This is a genomic window from Streptomyces solicavernae, from assembly GCF_029968095.1.
GTDB classification, from domain to species: domain Bacteria; phylum Actinomycetota; class Actinomycetes; order Streptomycetales; family Streptomycetaceae; genus Streptomyces; species Streptomyces solicavernae.
In genome coordinates this window covers 440,877-460,152 of sequence record NZ_JASCIR010000002.1, presented here as the reverse complement: position 1 = coordinate 460,152, position 19,276 = coordinate 440,877, and the positions used below count along the sequence as shown (strand labels likewise).

The 19,276-nt window shown below is 70.7% G+C and carries 20 protein-coding genes; 3 read left to right on the top strand and 17 right to left on the bottom strand.

Annotated elements, in window-relative coordinates; all coding sequences use genetic code 11:
* Positions 1 to 298: 298 nt before the first annotated feature.
* The 10 genes from QIS99_RS04485 to QIS99_RS04440 all read right to left on the bottom strand — a co-directional run bounded on the left by QIS99_RS04485 (position 299) and on the right by QIS99_RS04440 (position 10,511).
* The gene (locus QIS99_RS04485) at positions 299 to 1,723 is read right to left on the bottom strand and encodes a cytochrome P450 family protein (RefSeq protein WP_282510577.1); all 1,425 of its coding nucleotides are present in this window, start codon (positions 1,721 to 1,723) and stop codon (positions 299 to 301) included.
* Entirely contained in the window at positions 1,720 to 2,328 is a 609-nt protein-coding gene (locus tag QIS99_RS04480) for a GTP-binding protein (RefSeq protein WP_282510575.1), read from the bottom strand. Before QIS99_RS04480 ends, QIS99_RS04485 begins: the two co-directional genes overlap by 4 nt.
* The gene (locus QIS99_RS04475; protein ID WP_282510573.1) at positions 2,306 to 2,665 is read right to left on the bottom strand and encodes a DUF742 domain-containing protein; all 360 of its coding nucleotides are present in this window, start codon (positions 2,663 to 2,665) and stop codon (positions 2,306 to 2,308) included. Before QIS99_RS04475 ends, QIS99_RS04480 begins: the two co-directional genes overlap by 23 nt.
* The gene (locus QIS99_RS04470; protein WP_282510570.1) at positions 2,662 to 3,069 is read right to left on the bottom strand and encodes a roadblock/LC7 domain-containing protein; all 408 of its coding nucleotides are present in this window, start codon (positions 3,067 to 3,069) and stop codon (positions 2,662 to 2,664) included. Before QIS99_RS04470 ends, QIS99_RS04475 begins: the two co-directional genes overlap by 4 nt.
* A complete protein-coding gene (locus QIS99_RS04465; RefSeq protein ID WP_282510567.1) occupies positions 3,066 to 4,694 on the bottom strand; it encodes an ATP-binding protein in 1,629 nt (542 codons plus the stop codon). The genes QIS99_RS04470 and QIS99_RS04465 overlap by 4 nt, the downstream gene beginning before the upstream one ends.
* 51 nt (positions 4,695 to 4,745) lie before the next feature.
* Positions 4,746 to 5,588: an enoyl-CoA hydratase/isomerase family protein gene (locus QIS99_RS04460; protein WP_282510566.1), complete on the bottom strand. Its 843-nt coding sequence runs from the start codon at positions 5,586 to 5,588 to the stop codon at positions 4,746 to 4,748.
* 2 nt (positions 5,589 to 5,590) lie between these two features.
* On the bottom strand, positions 5,591 to 6,961 hold the full coding sequence (locus QIS99_RS04455) for a cytochrome P450 (protein WP_282510564.1): 1,371 nt from the start codon (positions 6,959 to 6,961) through the stop codon (positions 5,591 to 5,593).
* Between the two features lie 456 nt (positions 6,962 to 7,417).
* Complete coding sequence (locus QIS99_RS04450) at positions 7,418 to 8,047, bottom strand: LutC/YkgG family protein (RefSeq protein WP_282510562.1); 630 nt, start codon at positions 8,045 to 8,047, stop codon at positions 7,418 to 7,420.
* A complete protein-coding gene (locus QIS99_RS04445) occupies positions 8,044 to 9,732 on the bottom strand; it encodes a LutB/LldF family L-lactate oxidation iron-sulfur protein (protein WP_282510560.1) in 1,689 nt (562 codons plus the stop codon). The genes QIS99_RS04450 and QIS99_RS04445 overlap by 4 nt, the downstream gene beginning before the upstream one ends.
* On the bottom strand, positions 9,729 to 10,511 hold the full coding sequence (locus QIS99_RS04440; RefSeq protein WP_282510558.1) for a (Fe-S)-binding protein: 783 nt from the start codon (positions 10,509 to 10,511) through the stop codon (positions 9,729 to 9,731). The genes QIS99_RS04445 and QIS99_RS04440 overlap by 4 nt, the downstream gene beginning before the upstream one ends.
* Positions 10,512 to 10,819: 308 nt before the next feature.
* On the opposite strand from QIS99_RS04440, the gene QIS99_RS04435 reads away from it, so the two are divergent.
* Positions 10,820 to 12,493 carry an L-lactate permease gene (locus QIS99_RS04435; RefSeq protein WP_282510555.1) on the top strand — a complete coding sequence of 558 codons (1,674 nt, stop codon included), beginning with the start codon at positions 10,820 to 10,822 and terminating at the stop codon, positions 12,491 to 12,493.
* A gap of 88 nt (positions 12,494 to 12,581) precedes the next feature.
* Here the strand turns inward: QIS99_RS04435 and QIS99_RS04430 are convergent, their stop codons facing one another.
* Both QIS99_RS04430 and QIS99_RS04425 read right to left on the bottom strand, forming a co-directional pair.
* On the bottom strand, positions 12,582 to 13,328 hold the full coding sequence (locus QIS99_RS04430) for a FadR/GntR family transcriptional regulator (protein WP_282510554.1): 747 nt from the start codon (positions 13,326 to 13,328) through the stop codon (positions 12,582 to 12,584).
* 119 nt (positions 13,329 to 13,447) lie between these two features.
* The gene (locus tag QIS99_RS04425; protein ID WP_282510551.1) at positions 13,448 to 14,659 is read right to left on the bottom strand and encodes an MBL fold metallo-hydrolase; all 1,212 of its coding nucleotides are present in this window, start codon (positions 14,657 to 14,659) and stop codon (positions 13,448 to 13,450) included.
* 225 nt (positions 14,660 to 14,884) lie between these two features.
* Between QIS99_RS04425 and QIS99_RS04420 the strand changes: the two genes are divergently transcribed.
* A complete protein-coding gene (locus QIS99_RS04420; RefSeq protein ID WP_282510549.1) occupies positions 14,885 to 15,448 on the top strand; it encodes a carboxymuconolactone decarboxylase family protein in 564 nt (187 codons plus the stop codon).
* Between the two features lie 57 nt (positions 15,449 to 15,505).
* Here QIS99_RS04420 and QIS99_RS04415 read toward each other — a convergent pair whose 3' ends face one another.
* Positions 15,506 to 16,327 (bottom strand): SGNH/GDSL hydrolase family protein, encoded by an 822-nt coding sequence (locus tag QIS99_RS04415; protein ID WP_282510547.1) that lies wholly within the window; start codon positions 16,325 to 16,327, stop codon positions 15,506 to 15,508.
* Positions 16,328 to 16,539: 212 nt separating this feature from the next.
* Positions 16,540 to 16,992 (bottom strand): MarR family winged helix-turn-helix transcriptional regulator, encoded by a 453-nt coding sequence (locus QIS99_RS04410; protein WP_282510545.1) that lies wholly within the window; start codon positions 16,990 to 16,992, stop codon positions 16,540 to 16,542.
* Between the two features lie 79 nt (positions 16,993 to 17,071).
* Between QIS99_RS04410 and QIS99_RS04405 the strand changes: the two genes are divergently transcribed.
* Positions 17,072 to 17,971: an alpha/beta hydrolase gene (locus QIS99_RS04405; RefSeq protein WP_282510542.1), complete on the top strand. Its 900-nt coding sequence runs from the start codon at positions 17,072 to 17,074 to the stop codon at positions 17,969 to 17,971.
* An 8-nt stretch (positions 17,972 to 17,979) separates the two neighbouring features.
* Here the strand turns inward: QIS99_RS04405 and QIS99_RS04400 are convergent, their stop codons facing one another.
* Genes QIS99_RS04400 through QIS99_RS04390 form a run of 3 tightly spaced genes read right to left on the bottom strand, consistent with a single transcriptional unit; the run spans position 17,980 to position 19,215 of the window.
* Entirely contained in the window at positions 17,980 to 18,180 is a 201-nt protein-coding gene (locus QIS99_RS04400) for a hypothetical protein (protein WP_282510539.1), read from the bottom strand.
* Positions 18,177 to 18,368, bottom strand: a complete 192-nt coding sequence (locus QIS99_RS04395; protein ID WP_282510538.1) for a hypothetical protein — start codon at positions 18,366 to 18,368, stop codon at positions 18,177 to 18,179. Before QIS99_RS04395 ends, QIS99_RS04400 begins: the two co-directional genes overlap by 4 nt.
* Before the next feature lie 40 nt (positions 18,369 to 18,408).
* Positions 18,409 to 19,215 carry a protein kinase family protein gene (locus tag QIS99_RS04390; protein WP_282510536.1) on the bottom strand — a complete coding sequence of 269 codons (807 nt, stop codon included), beginning with the start codon at positions 19,213 to 19,215 and terminating at the stop codon, positions 18,409 to 18,411.
* Positions 19,216 to 19,276: the final 61 nt, after the last annotated feature.

Below are 19,276 nucleotides of genomic sequence, written 5' to 3'. Positions count from 1 at the left end.
AATGGCCGGTGCGCGGTGGGCAGTTGGGGAACTTCACCGAACTGCGTTCAACCCGGGCGTGACATCTCGTACAATCGCGCGAATCCCGCAGGCCGGACGCCTGTTCGCACGACCTCCGGACGGGCTCTTCGGAGGCTTGTACGGGCCCCGGGGCGCCCTTGAGGTCAGGTTTGCGCCGCATTCGCTCACGTACGAAAGGGAACGGGCACGCCCGGTCCGTCGCGGACAGTTACGTACGCGACGGACCGGGCGTGCCCGGGAACTGCGGTGGTGGTTGAGGCTGTTCAGGTGCCAGTGGTCAGTTGTCGCCGCGCCACCAGTTCAGCCAGAGGTTCAGGACCTTGCGTCCCGGCGACGGGGTTTCCGGCGACGGGGGCGGCGGGCCCGGCTGGAGGAGCGAGCCCGCCCTGGGGGCCTGCCCGTTGGCCGCGGCGGAGGCCTTCTGGCCGGCGCGCGCGGCGCGCGGCGAGAAGCGCACCGGGAGTGCCTTCAGGGCCCGGTGGAAGGGGCCGGGACGCCACTGAAGGGTCGACTCGTCGACGGCGAGGCGCAGGTCGGGCAGGCGCTTGAACAGCATCTCGATCGCGGTGTAGGCGATCGACTGGGCCTGGCGCTGGGCGGGGCACTGGTGCGGGCCCGCGGACCAGGCGAGGTGGGCGCTGTGCGTGGCGTCCTGATCGGCCGCGATGCCCTCCGTCGGGTCGTTGTTGGCCGCGGCGAAGGAGATCAGGATCGGCACGCCGGTCGGGAAGACAACGTCGTGCAGTTCGGTCGTACGACGGGCGTAGTGCACGCCGTAGTTGGCGACCGGCGGGTCCCAGCGCAGCACGTCGTTGATGGACTCGCTGATCGGCGGGTTGATGCCGGCGAAGTGCCCGGCGAACCGCGGGTCGGCGAGGATCTTCAGGGCGGCCGTGCCGATCAGGTTGGACTCCGGCTCGGTGCCCGCGCCCACCAGTGTCATGAGCTGGTGGATGATCTCCTCGCCGCCCGGCTGCGACGGGTGCGCCAGCATCCAGCTGGTGACGTCGGAGCCGGGCTCGTTGGTCTTGAACTCAAGGAGGTCCATCAGCCCCTGGGTCACCAGGGCCATCGACTTCTCCGGTTCGCGGCCGTCGAAGAGGGCGGACATGCCCTCCACCAGCCGCTCGGCGATGTCGTCGGGGCAGCCGAACATGCGGTTGAAGACCCGCAGCGGCAGGGTCCTGGCGTAGTCCGCGATCAGGTCGGCGCGGCCGGTGGGGGCGAACCGGTCGATCAGCTCGTCCGCTGCCTCCTCCACGAAGCGGCGCAGCTGGTAGAGGTCGACCTTGCCGAGCGCGTCCTCGATGACCTGACGGCGCGCCTGGTGCTCGTGGCCGTCGCTGAAGAGGGCGTTGGGGCGCCACTCCATCATCGGGCGCACGCTGCTGTCCGCGGGGATGCTGCCCCGGTTCAGGTCCGCCCAGTTGCGGGCGTCCTTGGAGAAGTCGGGGCTGAGCAGGATCTCGCGGGCGGTGGCGTAGCTGGTCACGAGGATGGCGTGCACGCCCGGTTCGAGCGCGACGGGGTGGGCGCGGGAGCCGGTGGCCCGCAGCTGTCCGTAGACGGCGTGCGGGTCGGCGGCGAAGTCCGCGCCGAACAAGGGGGTGACGGCCGCGGCGCCGGTCCCCGTCACGGGGCATCCGGACGCGTTCTGGCCGTGCCGGTCGTGCCGGCCGTAGGAGTCGACGGGGTAACTCACCGGAAGCTCTCTTGGTGTACGGCCCGCTCGTGGAGGTGTTCCACGAGGCGGATCAGGGCGATGGTGGAGGACTGGGGGTCACGGGCGTCGCAGGTGACCAGCGGGGTGTCCTGGGCCAGGTCGAGGGCGTCCCGGACCTCGGCCTCGTCGAACCTGCGGCCACCCGAGAAGTGGTTCACGGCGACGCCGTACGGCAGTCCGAACTCCTCGACGCGGTCGAACACCGGGAACGACTCGGCGAGGTTGCGGGTGTCGGCGAGGATCAGGGCGCCCAGGGCGCCGTATGCCAGGTCCTGCCAGAGGCGCCGGAAGCGTTCCTGGCCGGGGGCGCCGAACAGGTACAGGACCAGGCGCGGGCTCAGGGTGAGCCGGCCGAAGTCCATGGCGACGGTGGTGGTCTTCTTGTCGGGGAGGCCGACCAGGTCGTCGTAGCCGATGCTGGAGGCCGTCATGACCTCCTCGGTACGGAGCGGGTCGATCTCCGACAGGGTTCCCACGTACGTGGTCTTGCCGACGCCGAAGTGCCCCGCGACCAGGATCTTCGTGGCCACCTGCACGGTGTCGGCCAGATATATGGGCTGCTTAGAGACGGGCGCGGAGCCCATTGAGGACCTCCTCCAGGAGGGTTCTGTCTGTGGCGGGGGTGCTGGTGGGCGCCGTGCGGGTGGTGAGGAGCTGCTCGTCGACGAGGTCCGCGACAAGGACCTTCGTCAGCGCCACCGACAGGTTGAGGTAGCCCGCTGCCTCGGCCACCGTCATCAGCGCGCCGCCTCGGCAGAGTTCGACGATGGCGCGCTTCTCCCGGTTCAGCCGGTGCAGCGGTTCATTGCTGGGGGTCGCCTTGATGAGGGTGATGACGTCGATGTCCGCTCGCGACGGCTTGGCTCGCCCACCGGTGATCACATAAGAGCGGACCAGTGAGCCTTCGTCCGGTGCGCTCATCCGTGGAAGCCAAAGCCCTGCCGGTCCGCTACGGCCATCTCGTGCCCGATCTGGCCGACCAGCTCGTGCATGCGGCGGCTGATGGCGGCGAGGTCCACCGCGGCCGTCGTCGACACACCGAGATAGGCACCTGCTCCGGCACGGATGGCGAAGACGTACCGCGAATCGAACTCGATCACCGTTTCGAGCCAGGGGTTGTGCGCCCCGCCGCTGAAGATCGGGTCCTGGCACAGTGACGCGAGGCCGGACATGGCGGCGGCGTAGGTGTCCGCCTCGTCCTTGCTGATCTCCTCGGTGCGGGCCTGCATGAGGCCGTCCCGGGAGAGCAGGACCGCGTGCAGGACCTCGGGGATTTCGAGGAGGCTGCGCAGCATCCACGCGGGCTTGCTCGTCGTGTCACTCATGAAGTTGTCTTCCCCTTGAACTCGTCTGCCGTGCTGCTGACACGGCCCTCACGGTTGCCCCGCTGCAGTGCGGCCATCCGGCGCGCGGTCTCCTCCGCGGAGCGCGGCTGTACGTCGGCGTCCTGGAGTCGCGCGTCCGCGGTCGGCGCCTTGCGGCGGCGTCGCGGCAGTCCGCCCGAGGTGGTGCCGAGTTCCTCCTGGCCGGGCGGCGGGGTGCCTTCGCGCCGACCGCTCTCGGCGGACGTCTCGGGCTCGGGCGTCGCGGGCCAGGAGCGGGCGGTGGGCGCCGTGTGTGCGCGCGGGGGTTCGGGCGCGGGGGCGCGCGGGGGTTCGGGCGCGGGCGGGGGCGTGGGCGCGGGCTCGGTGGACTGTATGGGCGCGTGCGTGGGCGTGGGCTCCTGCCGGGGTGCGGGCATCGGCGTGGGCTCGGGCCGCGGGGCGGGGGCCGGCCGGGGTGCGGGCGGCGGGGGCGCGACGGCGGGCCGGTCCTCGGTCGCGGCGGCCGAAGGGAACACCGTGGCGCGGCCGTTGACGGCGGCGGCGTCGAGGGCGCGCTGGCCGTTGATGGCGTCCATGGGGCGCTGCGGGGCGACGCCGGAGACCTGCTTGGGGGCGCTCTCGGGCATCTGCGTGAGCAGCGCGTTGGGCAGCATGACGACGGCTCGTACGCCCTTGTAGAGGCTGGTCTTGAGGCCGACGGAGAAGCCGTACTGCTGGGCGAGCAGGCCGACGACGCGGAAGCCGAAGCTGGGTTCCTCGGCGAGTTCCTCGATGTCCAGGGCCGGGGGCCGGGAAAGGAGTTCGTTGGCCTCCTGGACCTTCTTGGGGGCCATGCCGAGTCCGCGGTCGTCCACGGAGATCGCCACGCCGTTGGGCAGGCGCTCCAGCTCGACCTCGATGGGCTGCTCGGGGTTGCTGAACTGGTCGGCGTTGTCGAGGAGTTCGGCGATCGCGTGCACCACGGGGTTGACGGCGTGGGCGGCGACTCCGACGTCCAGTTCGCTGACGAGGCGTACGCGGGTGAAGCCGCGGATGTAACCGGTGGCGCCGCGGACGACGTCGGTCACGGTCTCGGGCCTGCGGGAGCGGCCGGGGAAGCCGCCGCAGAGCACCACGATGTTCCTCGCCTTGCGGAGGAAGTAGGACGTGCGGTGGTCGACCTTCATGAGCGCTTCGAGCATCCGCGGGTCCTGGAGCAGGCGCTCCAGGTCGCTGATGGTCTTCTGCTGCTCGGAGCCGCGGGCGAGGAAGCTCTCGCCGATGACCTTGAGGAGCTTCCACAGGGACTCGCCCATGCGGTCCCGGGCGACGTCGCTCAGCTGCGAGAACCACTCGGCGATGACGCGCAGGTCGTGCTCGAAGTCGCTGCCCGCCAACGAGCCGTATGCCTCGGGGAGTTGGAAGGGCGGCGGGGTCTCGTTGGGGTTCGCGAGGCGCGGCAGATAGCTCTCCAGGAGGTAGCGTGCCGCGTCGTCCCGACGCTGTCGCTGCGCCATCGCCTCGGCGCTGCGCTTGCGCTGTACGCGGGCCACGTTGTGCCCTCGCAGTGCGAGCACCGCGAGGACAACCATGGCCCCGATCAGGCACCAGAACACCCAGTCCTGTTGCCCAAGGTATTGGATCATCGCTCTAGGGCCCCTCGGCCCGTCCTCCTTCGTGTAATCGAATCCTCACGCTCAACGCCCCCTCGCCTGGCGGGCGCCCAGTGCCGTGGCCAGGAGGTAGCCGTCGAGTTCCGTGAGGTCACCGCTACGGGCGGGGGTCCCGTATGCGCGCATCAGAGCCTTGGTGCCACGCAGTGCGGCGTGTGAACGGCGTGCGATGGCGCGGGCCCACCGGTCGACGATCTTGTCGAGCTCCGCGGAGTCCGCTGCCACGCGGTGCAGCAGGGACCACTCCAGGGCTCGTGCAGAGTCGACGACGTCGCAGGTCAGCGCCATTTCCCGGATGCGAGGAGCGCCGACCTCGGCGATCAGCCGGCTCAGCGCGCCGCCCCAGGCCGTCGGCAGTCCGAGGCCGAGTTCGGGCATCCGGAAGGTGCAGTCGGCGGTGCCGACGCGCAGGTCGCAGTAGAGGGCCAGGGCCACTCCGGCGCCCACGGCGGGGCCGCGGACGGCGGCGATGGTGGCCACGTCGGCGGACTCCAGGCCGTCGAGGACCCGTCGGGCCTTCTCGGCGACCCGCAGGACGGCCTCGCCGGTGGCGTCGGCCTCGGCCAGAGCCTCCAGTTCGCGGCGGTCACCGCCGAGGCAGAACTCCGTCTCCTCGCCCGCGAGCACCAGCACGCGCAGGTCGCCGCGGACGCGCACGTGGGCGAGGACTTCTGACAGGTCGTCGAGGAGGGCTTCGTCGGCGACGTTCTTGGCGCCGTCGCGCCGCATGCGTACGTGCAGGGTCGCGCCACTCTCGGTGACGTCGAGGGTCTTCAGGTCCAGGGAAGAGGTCGGACGGTCCACGGGGAGCGCCTGCCGGTCCGCCGGGATCGCCTGCCGGTCCGCTGGGAGGGTCTGCCGGTCCATCGTCACGCTCCGAAAGAGTAGAAGCGCGGCTTGGGCGCGAGGCCCACCCGCAGACTTGCCATCCGGCGGAACGCCGCCCTCGACTCCCAGACCGGCTCGGCCACCACGCGCAGCGTGGGGAAGCGGGTCAGCACCTTCCGGAGCAGCACATTGCTCTCCAGCCTGCCGAGACCCGCCCCCAGACAGAAGTGAGCGCCCTGCCCGAAAGCGAGATGCCGGACAGGTCCGGGGCGTCGCACATCGAAACGATCGGGGTCCGCTATGAACCTCGGATCATGATGTGCCGAGCCTATGCACACGTACACCAACTGCCCCTTGCCTACGGCAATTTCTGACGGAGAGTCACTGCCGGACCCTACACGAGTGGTTATCGCGACCGCCGGGTCATACCTCAGAATCTCTTCTGTTGCTGCGGGAATCCCCTCGGGGTGGTATCGGAGCCAGTCGGCCTGCTCCGGGTTCCGGTCGAGGAGCCACATCCCGGCGTTGACGAGGTTCGAGGTGGTCTCAAGTCCCGCCATGATGGCGAAGCTTGCAAGGCGGGCCACGATGGTCGCGGCCTGCTCGGGGTCCTCCTCCGCCTCGGACCACGCGCGGATCCAGGAGGACAATACGTCGTCCCCCGGCGACTTGGTGCGCTCGGCCACCAGATCCTGGAAGTACGCCTTGAGACTGAGCGCGGACTCGTCCGCGAACGCCATCTGCGAGGCGGTGGGGAAGAGTTCCTGCGCCCAGGACTGCCCGTGCGTCCAGACGCACAGGTCGGCGAAGTCCGCGGCGGGCACCCCGAGCCAGTGTCCGACGGCGGCCACGGGCAGGCCGTCGCCGACGATCTCGGCGTAGTCCGCCGAGCCGTCCTCCTTCATCCGCAGTTCGAGCTCGTCCAGTACGGAGTCCACCAACCCCTCGATCACCGGGGTGAGCCGTTCGAGCGTCGCCCGGTCGAAGGTGTTGCCGAGCACGCGGCGCTGCCGGGTGTGCTCGGGCGCGTTGAGGAGCATCATCATCTGGCTGAGCTCGGTGTTCGCCGGCGAGTTCCACCGCACGTCGCCCTGCTGCTGTCGCCATTCGAGGTCCGGCGTGCGGAACGAGCGGTCGCGGAGCACCGCGTTGGCCGCTTCGTACGAGGTGACCATGACGCCGCCCCACGGCGAGGGCACCACATCGCCGCACTCCCGCAACTGTTCGTACGTCGGCCACGGATTGCTCTGCCCGTCCCCGAATTTGCGCGCCGACCGTAACCGCGAGAGCAGCACGGCGACCCGCCGGGTGGCGTCGGCCGCCGGCGGCGTCGCTGTTTCGGCCGGAACCGACCGCGTGGCGCGTTGCGGGGGAACGGATTGTGGACAGGCTATCGAGGCGTCAACGGACATGTGCTCCTCCAACCCACTGGGCAGGGCGCGTGCGCGTGCCGGATGAACTTGTAGGACTCATATGCCTGTTGACCTTGGCAGATCTCACAGGAAGCGTGAAGGACGCTTTTCCGCCACTGCGGCCGACGGGGACCGCCCGGTCTCAGCCAGCGAGACGTACGCTCCGCTTTTGAACCACCCAACACCGGCCGACCAGTGGTGTTCTTGAGACGTACGTGATTCCGGGTAACCCTTGGGGCTCCTGTTCACCGGAATCCCACCGTGTCTTGAATTCGCCCTACACGGAGTTTTCGATCGCGCGTTCGGCGGACAGTTAAACCTCGCCGTCCGCTCGTTCTGCGGCGGCGCCGACTCTGTCCGGCAATCGACGTTCGTGCGGGGTGCGTGCGGGGTGCGCCACTCCGCACGCACCCCGCACGCACCCCGCACGCATCCCGCCCCGTCGCCGCCCGTCCCCTACACGTCCGTGCGGATCACCACGTCCAGGGTGCGCGGACCGTGCACGCCCTCGACGCGCTCCAGCTCGATGTCGGACGTGGCCGACGGCCCGCTGATCAGCGTCGTCGGCCGCTCCGGCACGAGCCGCGCGACCGCCTCCGGCACGCCCGCCGCCACCGAGGACAGGTCGACCACGCACACATGCAGGTCGGGCACGAGCGACAGCGCCCGCCGCCCCTGGTCCGCCGAGCCGTCCAGGAAGATCGTGCCGGTCTCCGCGCAGCTGACCGCCGAACCCGTCACCACCCCGTCCAGCTCGTCGAGGCGCGGCGCCGGGATGTTCGAGTCGTCCTCCCTGACCTCGCCGTCGTACCCGGCGAGGAGCCCCCGGTCGAGCCCCGCGGGCACACCGACCTTCCGCGCTCCGCGCTCGCGCAGCACGTCGGCGATCACCTCGGCGGCACGGTCGGCGGTGCAGGTGTGCACCTGCGCCCGGTAGTCGGTGAGCCGGTCGACGAAGAGCGCGAGCCGCTCACCGTCGGGCAGGGTGCGGCCCGTGCGGTACTCGCGGGGGACGGTCACCTCGGGCCGGGGCGCGAGGGCCAGGGCGTCCCGTACGCGTCCGAGCACGGTCTCTCGTGCGGTCATCCCTGGTCTCCGTCCTCGTCGTCACGGCCGGGGCTTACGTGCTCGCCGTCATGGCCGGGGCTTACGTGTGTGCCGTCGCGGCCGGGGCCCACCTGCTCGGCGTCGCGGCCGGGGCTTACGTGTGTGCCGTTGCGGCCGGGGCCCACCTGCTCGCCGTCGTGGCCGGGCTTCCGTGCGCCTTCCTCTGCCGCCGCCCGCAGCTCCGCCGCGCCCTCGGCGGAGGCCAGCCAGGCGCGGAAGGTCTGCTTGGGCGGGGCCGGGATGTCCCGGCTGTCGGTCCAGCCTGCGAAGGGCGGCGGCAGGTGCGAGATCCTGCCGTCCCGCCCGGCGACCACCCGGCCCGCGCCGGCCGCCTTCTGCGCCGCGGTGTAGAGCCTCGGCCGCTTCATGACCTGGGCCGCGGCCTTCATCGCCAGCTTCTCCGCCGTCGTACCGGACTGCTCCGTGTGCTGATGCCGCAGCTCGACCAGGAGCGAGGGGATGTCGATCTTCACCGGGCAGGCGTCGAAGCACGCGCCGCAGAGCGTGGAGGCGTACGGCAGCGAGCTGTTGGGGTCGTCCTTGGCCGCGTGCATCCCGGCGAGCTGCGGGGTGAGGACCGCGCCGATCGGTCCGGGATAGGTGGAGCCGTACGCGTGGCCGCCCGCCCGCTCGTACACCGGGCAGACGTTGAGACAGGCCGAGCAGCGGATGCAGTTGAGCGCATCGCGGCCCACCTCGTCGGCGAGCGCGGCCGTGCGCCCGTTGTCCAGCAGCACGAGGTGGAACTCCTGAGGACCGTCGCCCGGCGTCACGCCCGTCCACATCGAGGTGTACGGGTTCATCCGCTCACCGGTCGAGGAGCGCGGCAGCAACTGCAGGAAGACCTCCAGGTCCTGATAGCGCGGCAGCACCTTCTCGATGCCCATCACCGTGATCAGCGTGCGCGGCAGCGTCAGGCACATCCGGCCGTTGCCCTCGGACTCGACCACGGACAGGGTGCCGGTCTCGGCGATCCCGAAGTTCGCCCCGGAGACGGCCACCTGGGTCGTCATGAACTTCTCGCGCAGGTACGCGCGCGCCGCGGCCGCCAAGTGCGCCGGTACGGAGTCGAGTTCGGGGTCGACGCCGGGGATCGCGGCGCGGAAGATCTCGCGGATCTCCTCCCGGTTGCGGTGGATCGCGGGCACCAGGATGTGCGAGGGCTTGTCGTCGGCGAGCTGCACGATCAGCTCGGCGAGGTCGGTCTCGTACGCGGTGATGCCCCGGCTCGTTAGGTGTTCGTTGAGGCCGATCTCCTGTGTGGCCATCGACTTGACCTTGATGACCTCGTCGCTGCCGGTCTCCTGGACGAGCCGGGTGACGATCTCGTTGGCCTCGACGCCGTCGCGCGCCCAGTGCACGGTGCCGCCGTGCTCGGTGACCTTGCGCTCCAACTCCTGAAGGAGTTCGGGCAGTCGGTTCATGGTGTCGGTCTTGATCGCCGAGCCGGCGTCCCGCAGCCGCTCCCAGTCGGGGAGTTCGGCGGTGACGTCGAGCCGTTTGCCGCGGATGGTACGGGTGGCCTTGCCGAGGTTGCGGCGCAGCTGCTCGTCGCGCAGCTCGTCGTGGGCGGCCGCGGGGAACTTCCGCTCGCCGCGCAGGTTGCCCGTCCCGTACGGGGAGCGGGGCGGGGCGGCGGGCATGCCGAGGAAGGTGCTGCTCATCGTGCGGCCTCCGACAGCTGATCGGTCTGCATGACGTACGGCGTACTGCGCGTCGAGGCGAGGATCTGCGCCAGGTGCAGCGTGCGCGTGCCGGACCTGAGGCGGGACAGGCCGCCGCCGATGTGCATCAGGCAGGACGAGTCGCCCGCCGTGCACACCTCGGCGCCGGTGGCGGCGACGTTGCCCAGCTTGTCCTGGAGCATCGCGGTGGAGGTGTCGGCGTTCTTGACCGCGAAGGTGCCGCCGAAGCCGCAGCAGGCGTCGGCCTCCGGCAGCTCGACGAGGTCGATCCCGTCGACCGCGCGCAGCAGCCGCAGCGGCTTCTCGCCGACCCGCAGCATCCGCAGCGAGTGGCAGGTGGGGTGGTAGGTCACGCGGTGCGGGAAGTACGCGCCGACCTCGGTCACGCCGAGCACGTCGACCAGGAACTCCGACAGCTCGTACGTCTTGGCCTGCACGCCCGCCACCCCGGCGCGCAGCGCGGCGTCGCCGTACCGCTCCGCCACGATCCCGTGCTGGTGGCGGACCGAGCCCGCGCAGGATCCGGACGGCATGACCACCGCCTCGATCGAGGCGTCGCCGAACTGCTCGGCGAAGCCGCGCACCAGCGGGAGCGGTTCGCGCTGGTAGCCGGTGTTGACGTGCATCTGGCCGCAGCAGGTCTGCTCCGGCGGGAACACCACGTCGTGGCCGAGGCGGGCCAGCAGGACGGCGGTGGATCTCACCGCCTCCGGGAAGAGCGTGTCTCCCAGACAGGTGGCGAAGAGTCCGATGCGCATGGGACCTCCTCGGTCGGTTCTGCCGTTCCAGAACGTTCCGGAACGCTCCGGAACCCTCCAGAACCTTCTCGAACGTTCTCACAGCGGGAATTTATGGTCCGACCATACTAGCCACCAGCCAAAAGCGGAACCACAACAGTTTGGTCGGACCTTATTGACATGCGACATCTTCGGTGCGCTACTGAACCCGTTCGTCTGCTGAGCAGCGTCCACCACCTGCGCAGCGTCAGCCAGCGCCAGCGATGCGACAGCGATGCGCCAGCGCCAGCGATGCGACAGCGACCGGCACAGTCCGAAGGAGCACGTACGTGACCACCACGCCACCGGCCGCACTCGCGGCCTACACCCCCGATGTGGCAGCCGTCGGGAACAGCCTCACCGCCAGCGCCCTGCTGGGCCTGGTCCCGCTCGCGGCGTTCTTTCTGCTGCTGATGGCGGCCAAGCGCCCCGCGCTGCAGTCCGCGCTCGGCGCGCTGCTGACCGCGCTGCTCGTGGCGGTGCTCGGCTACGGCATGCCGGTGCAGCTCGGCGCGCTGTCCGCGGCCCAGGGCCTGCTCTTCGGCCTCTTCCCGGTGATGCTGATCGTGGTGGCGGCCATCTGGTTCTACGAACTCACCGTCGTCAGCGGCCGGTTCGAGGATCTGCGCCGCTCCTTCAGCGCGGTCGGCCGCGCTGATCTGCGCGTACAGGCGATGCTGATCGCCTTCTGCTTCGGCGGGCTGCTCGAAGCCCTGGCCGGGTTCGGCGCGCCCGTCGCGATCACCGCGGCGATGCTGATGGCGCTCGGTCTGCCGAAGCTCAGGGCGGCCGTGACGGTCCTGGTCGCCAACACCGCGCCGGTCGCCTTCGGCGCGATGGCCATCCCGATCACCACCGCGGGCAACCTCACCGGCATCCCGGCCGAGGAGATCGCCGCGGTCGTCGGCCGGCAGAGCCCGCTGCTCGCCCTCTTCGTACCGGTGCTGCTGCTCTTCATCGTCGACGGCCGGCGCGGCGTACGGCAGTTGTGGCCGATCGCGCTCGTCACCGGGGCCGTGTTCGCCGTCGCCCAGTTCTGGTGCTCGGCGCACTTCGCGTACGAGCTCACCGATGTGGTCGCCGCGCTCGCCGGTTTCGCCGCGGCCGTGCTGATGCTGCGGTTCTGGGCGCCGCGCACGCCCGACGACCAGCGCTCACAGGTCGAGGCGGAGCCGCTCACCACGCGCCAGGTCGTCCTCGCCGTGCTGCCGTACGTCCTGGTGATCGCGATCTTCGGCCTGGCCAAACTGCGGGTCGGCGCGCTCGACCTGCCGCGGCTGCTCGGCGCCCTCAACGTCGAGGTGCCCTGGCCCGGCCTGTACGGCAACCTGCTCGCGCCGGACGGGTCGCCGGCCGGCAGCGCGGTCTACAAGGCGGAGATCCTGGGCAACCCCGGCACTCTGCTGATCGTCTCCGGGCTGCTCGTGATGCTGGTGTACGGCCGCGCCCGCGACGCCGACCGCTACCCGATGACGGCCCGGATGGGCCTGTCCGCGGCCATCCGCACGGTGACGAACATGCGGACCGCCATCGCCACCGTCGCGACCGTCCTGTCGCTGAGCTACGTCATGAACCAGTCCGGCCAGACCGTCGCCATCGGCACCTGGCTCGCGGCCGTCGGCGGCGTCTTCGCGCTGCTCTCCCCCGTGCTCGGCTGGCTCGGCACCGCCGTCACCGGCTCGGACACCTCCGCCAACGCCCTGTTCGCCACCCTCCAGCAGACCGCGGGCAGGAGCGCGGGCATCGACCCGACCCTGCTGGTCGCCGCGAACACCTCGGGCGGTGTCGTCGGCAAGCTCGTCAGCCCGCAGAACCTGACGATCGCCGCGACCGCGGTCGAGGAGCCCGGCTCGGAGCGGATTCTGCTGCGCAAGGTCGCGGGCTACAGCGTCGCGCTGCTCGCCGTTCTGTGCGTTCTGGTGTATCTGCAGTCACTGCCGGTACTGGGGTGGATGCTGCCGTAGGGCCGGCGTGGGGCTGGTGGGGCTGGCGTAGGGCCGGTGGGTGGGAGTGAGGGAGGACGAGGCGGAGCGGCACGGAGCGGCACGGGTCCTACCCGGCCGCCTCGCCGCCCTCGTCCTTCTCGTCGACGAGAGTGCCGTGGAAGCCGCGGATGTGCTTCTCGGCCAGGTCGGCCGCCTCGGCGCCCTGGCCGGCCCGCACCAGGCGCAGCAGTTCGGCGTGTTCGACGTTGAGACCGTCGGCCGTGGCGGGCCAGTCCTCGGCGGCCTCAAGGGCCCGCAGGATCAGCGGGCGGACCGATTCGCGTACGGCCGAAGTCAGCGTGGACGTCAGCTGGTTGCCGGAGCTGCGGGCGATCTGGACGTGGAACCGGGTGTCCAGATCGTTGAACTCGGCCACCCCGACGGACGGTTCCTGCATGCGTACGAGCAGGGCCTCGGCCTCGTCGAGATCCTCGGCCGAGGCGTGTTCGGCGGCGGCCGCGAAGCTGGACCGCTCCAGGACGACCCGGGCCTCCAGGACGTCCTCCAGGCGGTAACTGCCGAGGGCGAAGTGCAGCCGGAGGAGGCGGCCGAGGGCGTCGTCGGGGTTCCTGACGATCCGCGCCCCGGCGTCCGGCCCCCGCCCCGCCTGGGCGACGAGGACGCCGATGGTCTCCAGTACGCGCAACGCCTCACGCAGCGCGGAACGGCTGACGCCGAGCACGGGCGCCAGCTCCCGCTCGGGCGGCAACCGGTCCCCGGCCTTGAGCTCACCGGCGAACACCCGCTGCTCGATGCTTTCGAGCACGAGCTCGTGCGTGCGGGACTGCCGCACGGGTTGCCACTCGACAGACATCCGCCACTCCCTCGATCGGCCGGTCCACCCGAACTCTCACTATGTCACACAGGCCATATGGTCAGACCAAACTGCCGACGCCTCCCACCGCACCAGCGACGGGCTCGGCATGCGGCGGCCTACCGGGCGCGGGCACGGTCATCGGGGAGGTCGGTCGCCTCGGCGATCTCGCGCGCGCTGCCGACCTGCTCCGCCGCCCGCCCGGTCCGCCACGGCCGGGCGGCGAACGGTGGGGACACGGGGCGCCACCAGGCCTCGGTGGGCAGCTCCCCCGCGGGCTCGAACGGCTCGCCCGGCCGTGGCGCGGCGATCGGCTGGGCGGCCCGTCCGGCGGCGTGTCCGGTCCACTCGCCGGGCTCGGCCCACGGGTGCGGCGCCAGGTTGAACGTGCCCCAGTGGATGGGAAGGAGCGCGCCGTGCGGCCGGCCGCCCTGGAGGTCGAGGTGGGCCTGGACGCCCTCCTCGGGGGTCATGTGGATGTCCGGCCAGTACTCGCTGTAGGCGCCGATCTGGATCATCGTCGCGTCGAACGGGCCGTGCTCCGCGCCGATGTCACGGAAGCCGGGGAAGTACCCGGTGTCCCCGGAGTGGAAGATGCGGTGCTCGTCGCCCGCCACGACCCAGGACGCCCACAGCGTGTGCTGCTCGTTGCGCAGGCCGCGGCCGCAGAAGTGCCGGGCCGGGGTGGCGGTGAGGGCGAGTCCCGCGATGTCCGTCCGCTCGTGCCAGTCCAGCTCGCGCAGCCGGTCCGGGGACACGCCCCAGTGCTCCAGGTGCGCACCGACGCCCAGCGGGACCGCGAAGACCGTGTCCGTGCCGGCCAGCGACTTGATGGTGGGCAGGTCCAGGTGGTCGTAGTGGTCGTGCGAGATGACCACCGCGTCCACGGGGCCGAGCGCGGTGAGCGGGACCGGCACCGGATGCAGCCGCTTCGGCCCGGCGAACGCGAACGGAGAGCAGCGCTCTCCCCAGACCGGGTCGAACAGCACCCGGCGGCCGTCGATCTCCGCGAGCACGCTGGAGTGCCCCATCCACGTCAGCCGCAGGCCGCTCGCGGGCGGGCGCGCGAGGTCGGCGAGGGTCGTCGGGTGCACGGGCACGGTGCCGGAGGGCGCCCGGCGCAGCCGCTCCTCCTTGCGGAAGTACGTCTTCGCGAACTGGACCTTGGAGCCGAGCGGGCCGACCCGCGCACCCACCGGGTTGGTGAACCGGCCGTCCGCGAAGTTCGGCGACCTGTGGATCCGCGCCAGGCGCTCACCGGTCGGATCGGCACCGAAGGATGCGGGCCGCCGCGAGCGGAGCCCGGAGCGTAGGGAACGGAAGCCGGTCACGGATCCTCCAGCGAAGCGGTTCGGTCAGGTTTTCCATTATGTGCGAGGGGTCTGACAACGCGTCGTGAGGCCTCCCGGACGACGCCCCCGTCACGCATCCTCGCCGTCCTCCCCGCGATGTCACATTCCGCCGCCCGCCGTCCGTCGCAGGGGTGACAGACGTACGGGCGACCGTACGACCGACCCGTACGGCGCCGCCGTACGGCCCCACCCGGAGGTGGCCCCATGGCCCGCATCTCTCTGACGCCGCGCCGCACTCTCCTCAACCGGTTCGTGGAGTGGTACTGCACGCGCGCGTACGGCAAGGTCATGGACCCGGTGAGGGCGTCCGGGCACCACCCCAAGTTGCTGTGGGCGCAGTTGCGGTTCGAGCAGAGCGTGAACCGATGGGACAAGCTCGACGCGGATCTCCAGGCGCTGGCCGTGATGGCGTCGGCGGCGTCGATCGGCTGCTCGTGGTGCATGGACTTCGGGTACTGGAAGGAGCACGGCCGCGGCATGGACGAGCGCAAGCTCCAGGACGTGCCGCTCTGGCGCGACAGCGACGCGTACTCGGACCTTGAGCGGGACGTCATGGCGTACGCGGAGGCCATGACCGCCAACCCGCCCGAGGTCACCGACGAGCTGGCCGCGCGGCTCGTGGGGCGCCTGGGCGAGCCGGCGTTCGTCGAGCTGACGATGCTGGTCGCGGTGGAGAACCTGCGCTCCCGCTACAACTCGGCGCTCGGCCTGAACAGTCAGGGTTTCAAGGACTTCTGCGAGATCCGGGACGTACGGGCGAGCGGCTGAGGACCCACGGCACCGCCGCCACTTGACCGCCGCCACGGGACCACCTCCACGGCAGCGTCAAGTGGCGGACTTCAGCTGGGACTTGAGGACGTACGGGTCGACCACGCCCTTGGCCGACACATGGTCGCCGGAGGACTCGCCGCGCAGCCTGCGCCCGATCCACGGCACCAGGTACTCGCGGGCCCACTGGATGTCGTCGCGCCGCACTTCGAGGGTGCCGCGCGGCGGCAGCGGCGGCCACGGCTGGTCGGGGTCGACCGGGACGTCCAGGCCGAGCACCTGGGCGGCGCGCAGCGCGACGCGGGTGTGTCCCTCGGGCGACAGGTGCAGCCGGTCGCCGTCCCAGGCACGGCGGTCCTGCACGGACTTGAGGGACCAGAGGTCGAGCACGGGGCAGCCGTAGCGGTCGGCGACGGCGCGGACATGCGCGTTGTACGTGGCGATCTTGCCCCGCAGGTGCCGGAGAACCGGCACGCCACGGGTGTCGAAGCCGGTGGTGATCATGACCGTGCCGACCGACTCCTTGAGGTCGGCGACGGCCCGCTCGAAGCGCTCGGCGACGTCGTCCGGGTCGGTGCCGGGGCGGATGATGTCGTTGCCGCCGGCACAGAAGCTGACCAGCTCGGGGGCGAGCTGCTTGGCCCGCGGCACCTGGTCGGTCACGATCTGGTCGAGCAGCTTCCCGCGTACGGCGAGGTTGGTGTATTGGAAGGTGTGCTCGGGGTGCCGGTCGGACAGGAGCACGGCGAACCGGTCGGCCCAGCCGACGAAGTCGCCGTCCGGGCCAGGGTCTCCGACGCCTTCGCTGAAGCTGTCACCTACGGCCGCGTAGGAGCTGGGGACCGGGGTGCTGTTGAGGGGGGTCGAATCGTCTGCCACGTCGGCACATCTTTCACCTTGCCGAGTGACTTACGCCACCGTATGTAACGTTCGGACGAGCGAATGACCCGTTTTGCACACCTTCTGACTTTGCATCGTGAGGAAGCCCACCAACCGAGCCAAGATGGGCACGCTCGCCCCCTGGGCGCCAATTGGCACGTACAGCCATATTCACCAAAACACAGGCGGTAGCCCATTGCCGGGACACGCTCCTAGCCGGCAGGCATTCCCGCCGAGGCGTCCTCCAACGTCCTGCGCAGCAGGGCGACGGTGGACGCCAGCTGCTCCAGCGAGCCGGCCGTCAGCGGCTCGGCGAGCCAGGAGCGCAGACCTTCCTCGAAAGTGGGCGTGGCAGCGGCCAGCAACTTGCCGCCATCGGAGGTCACCTCCAGCAGGGACGAGCGGCGGTTGCTGGGATTGGGGCGCCGGACCACCCAGCCTGCGGCCTCCAGGCGGTCCACTCCCTTACTGGTCGCCCCGACGGTGATGGCGGCCTCCTCGGCCAGGTCGTTGACCCGGCAGTCGTCCCGACTGTCGATGATGCGCAGGAACTCGAACTGACCCATCGTCAGACCGTGCTGGGCGCGCAGTCGTTCGCCCAGCGCGTTGTAGAGCCTGGTCTCGTAGCGGACAAGGTCCATGAACGCCTGCGTGAGGTCGGTCACACTCTGCTCCAGATTCGAGGGAATGATATTCCCAGGAATATCATTCCTGGTGAAGAACAGCACTCATCTGGAGGATGGCATGAGCAAGGCCCAGCGCGCGACAGTCGACGCTCTGATGCGGCAGGCCCCGTTCGAGGCCAGCCTCCCGCCCGAGCAGCTGCGCAAGGAATTCGAGACCCAGATGACCTCGGACCCGGCCCCGGCCGGGGTGACCGTCACCCCCTCCGTACTCGGCGGGCGTCCCGCCCTGACCGTCGAGCCCGAGGGCAGCCCCGCCACCGGGACGATCGTCTACTTCCACGGCGGAGGCTGGGTCTTCGGTTCACCCGCCACGGCCCTGCAACTCACTGCCGCGCTGGTACGCCGCACCGGCGTCCGCGCCGTCTCGGTCGACTACCGGCTCGCCCCCGAGCACCCCTTCCCCGCTGCCGTCGAGGACGGCCTCGCCGCCTACCGCGACCTGCTGGACCAGGGCATTCCGGCCGAGGAGATCGTCCTGGCCGGGGAGTCGGCCGGAGGCGGCCTCAGCATCACCACCCTGCTCACCGCCCGCGAGGCCGGACTGCCGATGCCGGCCGCCGCGGTCGCCTTCTCCCCGGGCCTGGACGCCACCCTCTCGGGCGAGAGCATGACCACCAAGCACGACGCCGACCCGCTCTTCACCCGCGCGAGCCTGACCACCATCTTCGCCCACTACCTGGCCGGACAGGCCCCCGACCAGCCGCTGCTGAGCCCGGCTCTCCACGCCGACCCGACCGGGCTGCCCCCACTGCTGCTCCAGGCCGGCTCCAACGAGGTCCTCCTGGACGACTCCACCCGATTCGCTGTTCGGGCGGCCGCGGCCGGGGTCGACGTCCAGCTCGACATCACCGCCGACGTCCCCCATGTCTTCCAGACCTTCGAAGGCACACTGGACGAGGCCGACGCGGCCTTGACCCGCGCCGCCCGCTTCATCACCGCCGCACTGGCCCGCATCTGAACTGTTCCTCATCGCTGCGGAATACCAGTCGCTTGCACGTTGCTGACTGCCGGACGTGAGTGCCGGCCGGAGCTGGGTTCGATGGCATGGAACACCGTTTCCACGTATCCGAACATCGAGTACGCGACGTCGAGTTCGGGCAGGCGGCGTGTGATGGTGCAGGCGTCGCCGAGCCACCATTCGAGCCGGTCGTCGCGGTAGCGGGTCATGGCGGTGTGGATGCAGGTCGGGGACACGTCGACGCCGATTCCGCGCTGGATGCCCAGTCGCCGAGGATGTCGAGGCCGGGGCCGGGGGCGGTGCGGAACAGCCAGGAGACTTCGTCGGCCTCGGTGCGCATGGTGGAGGCGATCTGGTCCCAGGTGCGGGCGTTGAGTGTGGCGTCGCTGTGCGGCAAGGGCCTCTCCTCACATCTCAACGGCCGGGCTGCCATCCGGTCAGCTGTGCCGGGTGCGGTGTGCGGTCCACTGCTTGGCTGCGGCGTGGACGCGTTGGGTCCACGGATCGGGATCGTCGGCCGCGATACCGGACCAGAGTTGTTCGTTGGCGCTCGCGAAGGCGTTCACCCCGACGGAAGGGGCCGTACGGAAGGCCGGGATGTGAGCTGCCCAGCGCTCTGCGGCCTCGGGGCTGTGGCCGTCGGCGACGAGCCACAGCACCCAGTACGCGGCGTCCAGCCAGGGCGCGGCGCGGGTGGCCCAGGCCCAGTCGACGAGTACGGCGCGGCCGTCGCTGATCAGGATGTTGGTGGGGTTGGGGTCGGTGTGCGCGAGGGTGTCCCCGGCGAAGTACGGCAGGGCGGCGGCGGGTGCGTATGCGGCCAGGCGCTGTTCCGCGTGGCGCAGGTCGAGGCCGTCGGGCGCGCGGGTTTGGGAGAGGTGGGTGAGGGTGTCGGCGACGCGGACGAGGTTGTCGCTGTCGTGGAAGTCCGCGTGCGGACCATCGATCGCTTCGAAGGCCAGGACCTCCCAGCCCGCGACCTGCACGTGCCATACGAGGCTCGGGGAGACGTGGGTGACGTGCGCGTTGATGGCGACTTCACGGTGCAGTGTGTCGATGCGGGGGTGGTCGGCGGGCAGGCCCTTGAGGAACACGATGCCATGCCCGGTCGTCAGCCGGGCGGAGATAGCGGAGTTGAACCCGGCCTCGACGGTGTGGACTTGGCGGATGGGTCCGGCCTGTTTCTCGATCGCGGCGCGAAGACCGGCGGGGAGCACGTCATAAGGGATGCGTTCGGTGGGCACGATGCAGGCTCCAGGGGGTGTCGGCTGCCGCCCCGCCGGAGGGGCGAGGCGGCAGTCAGGG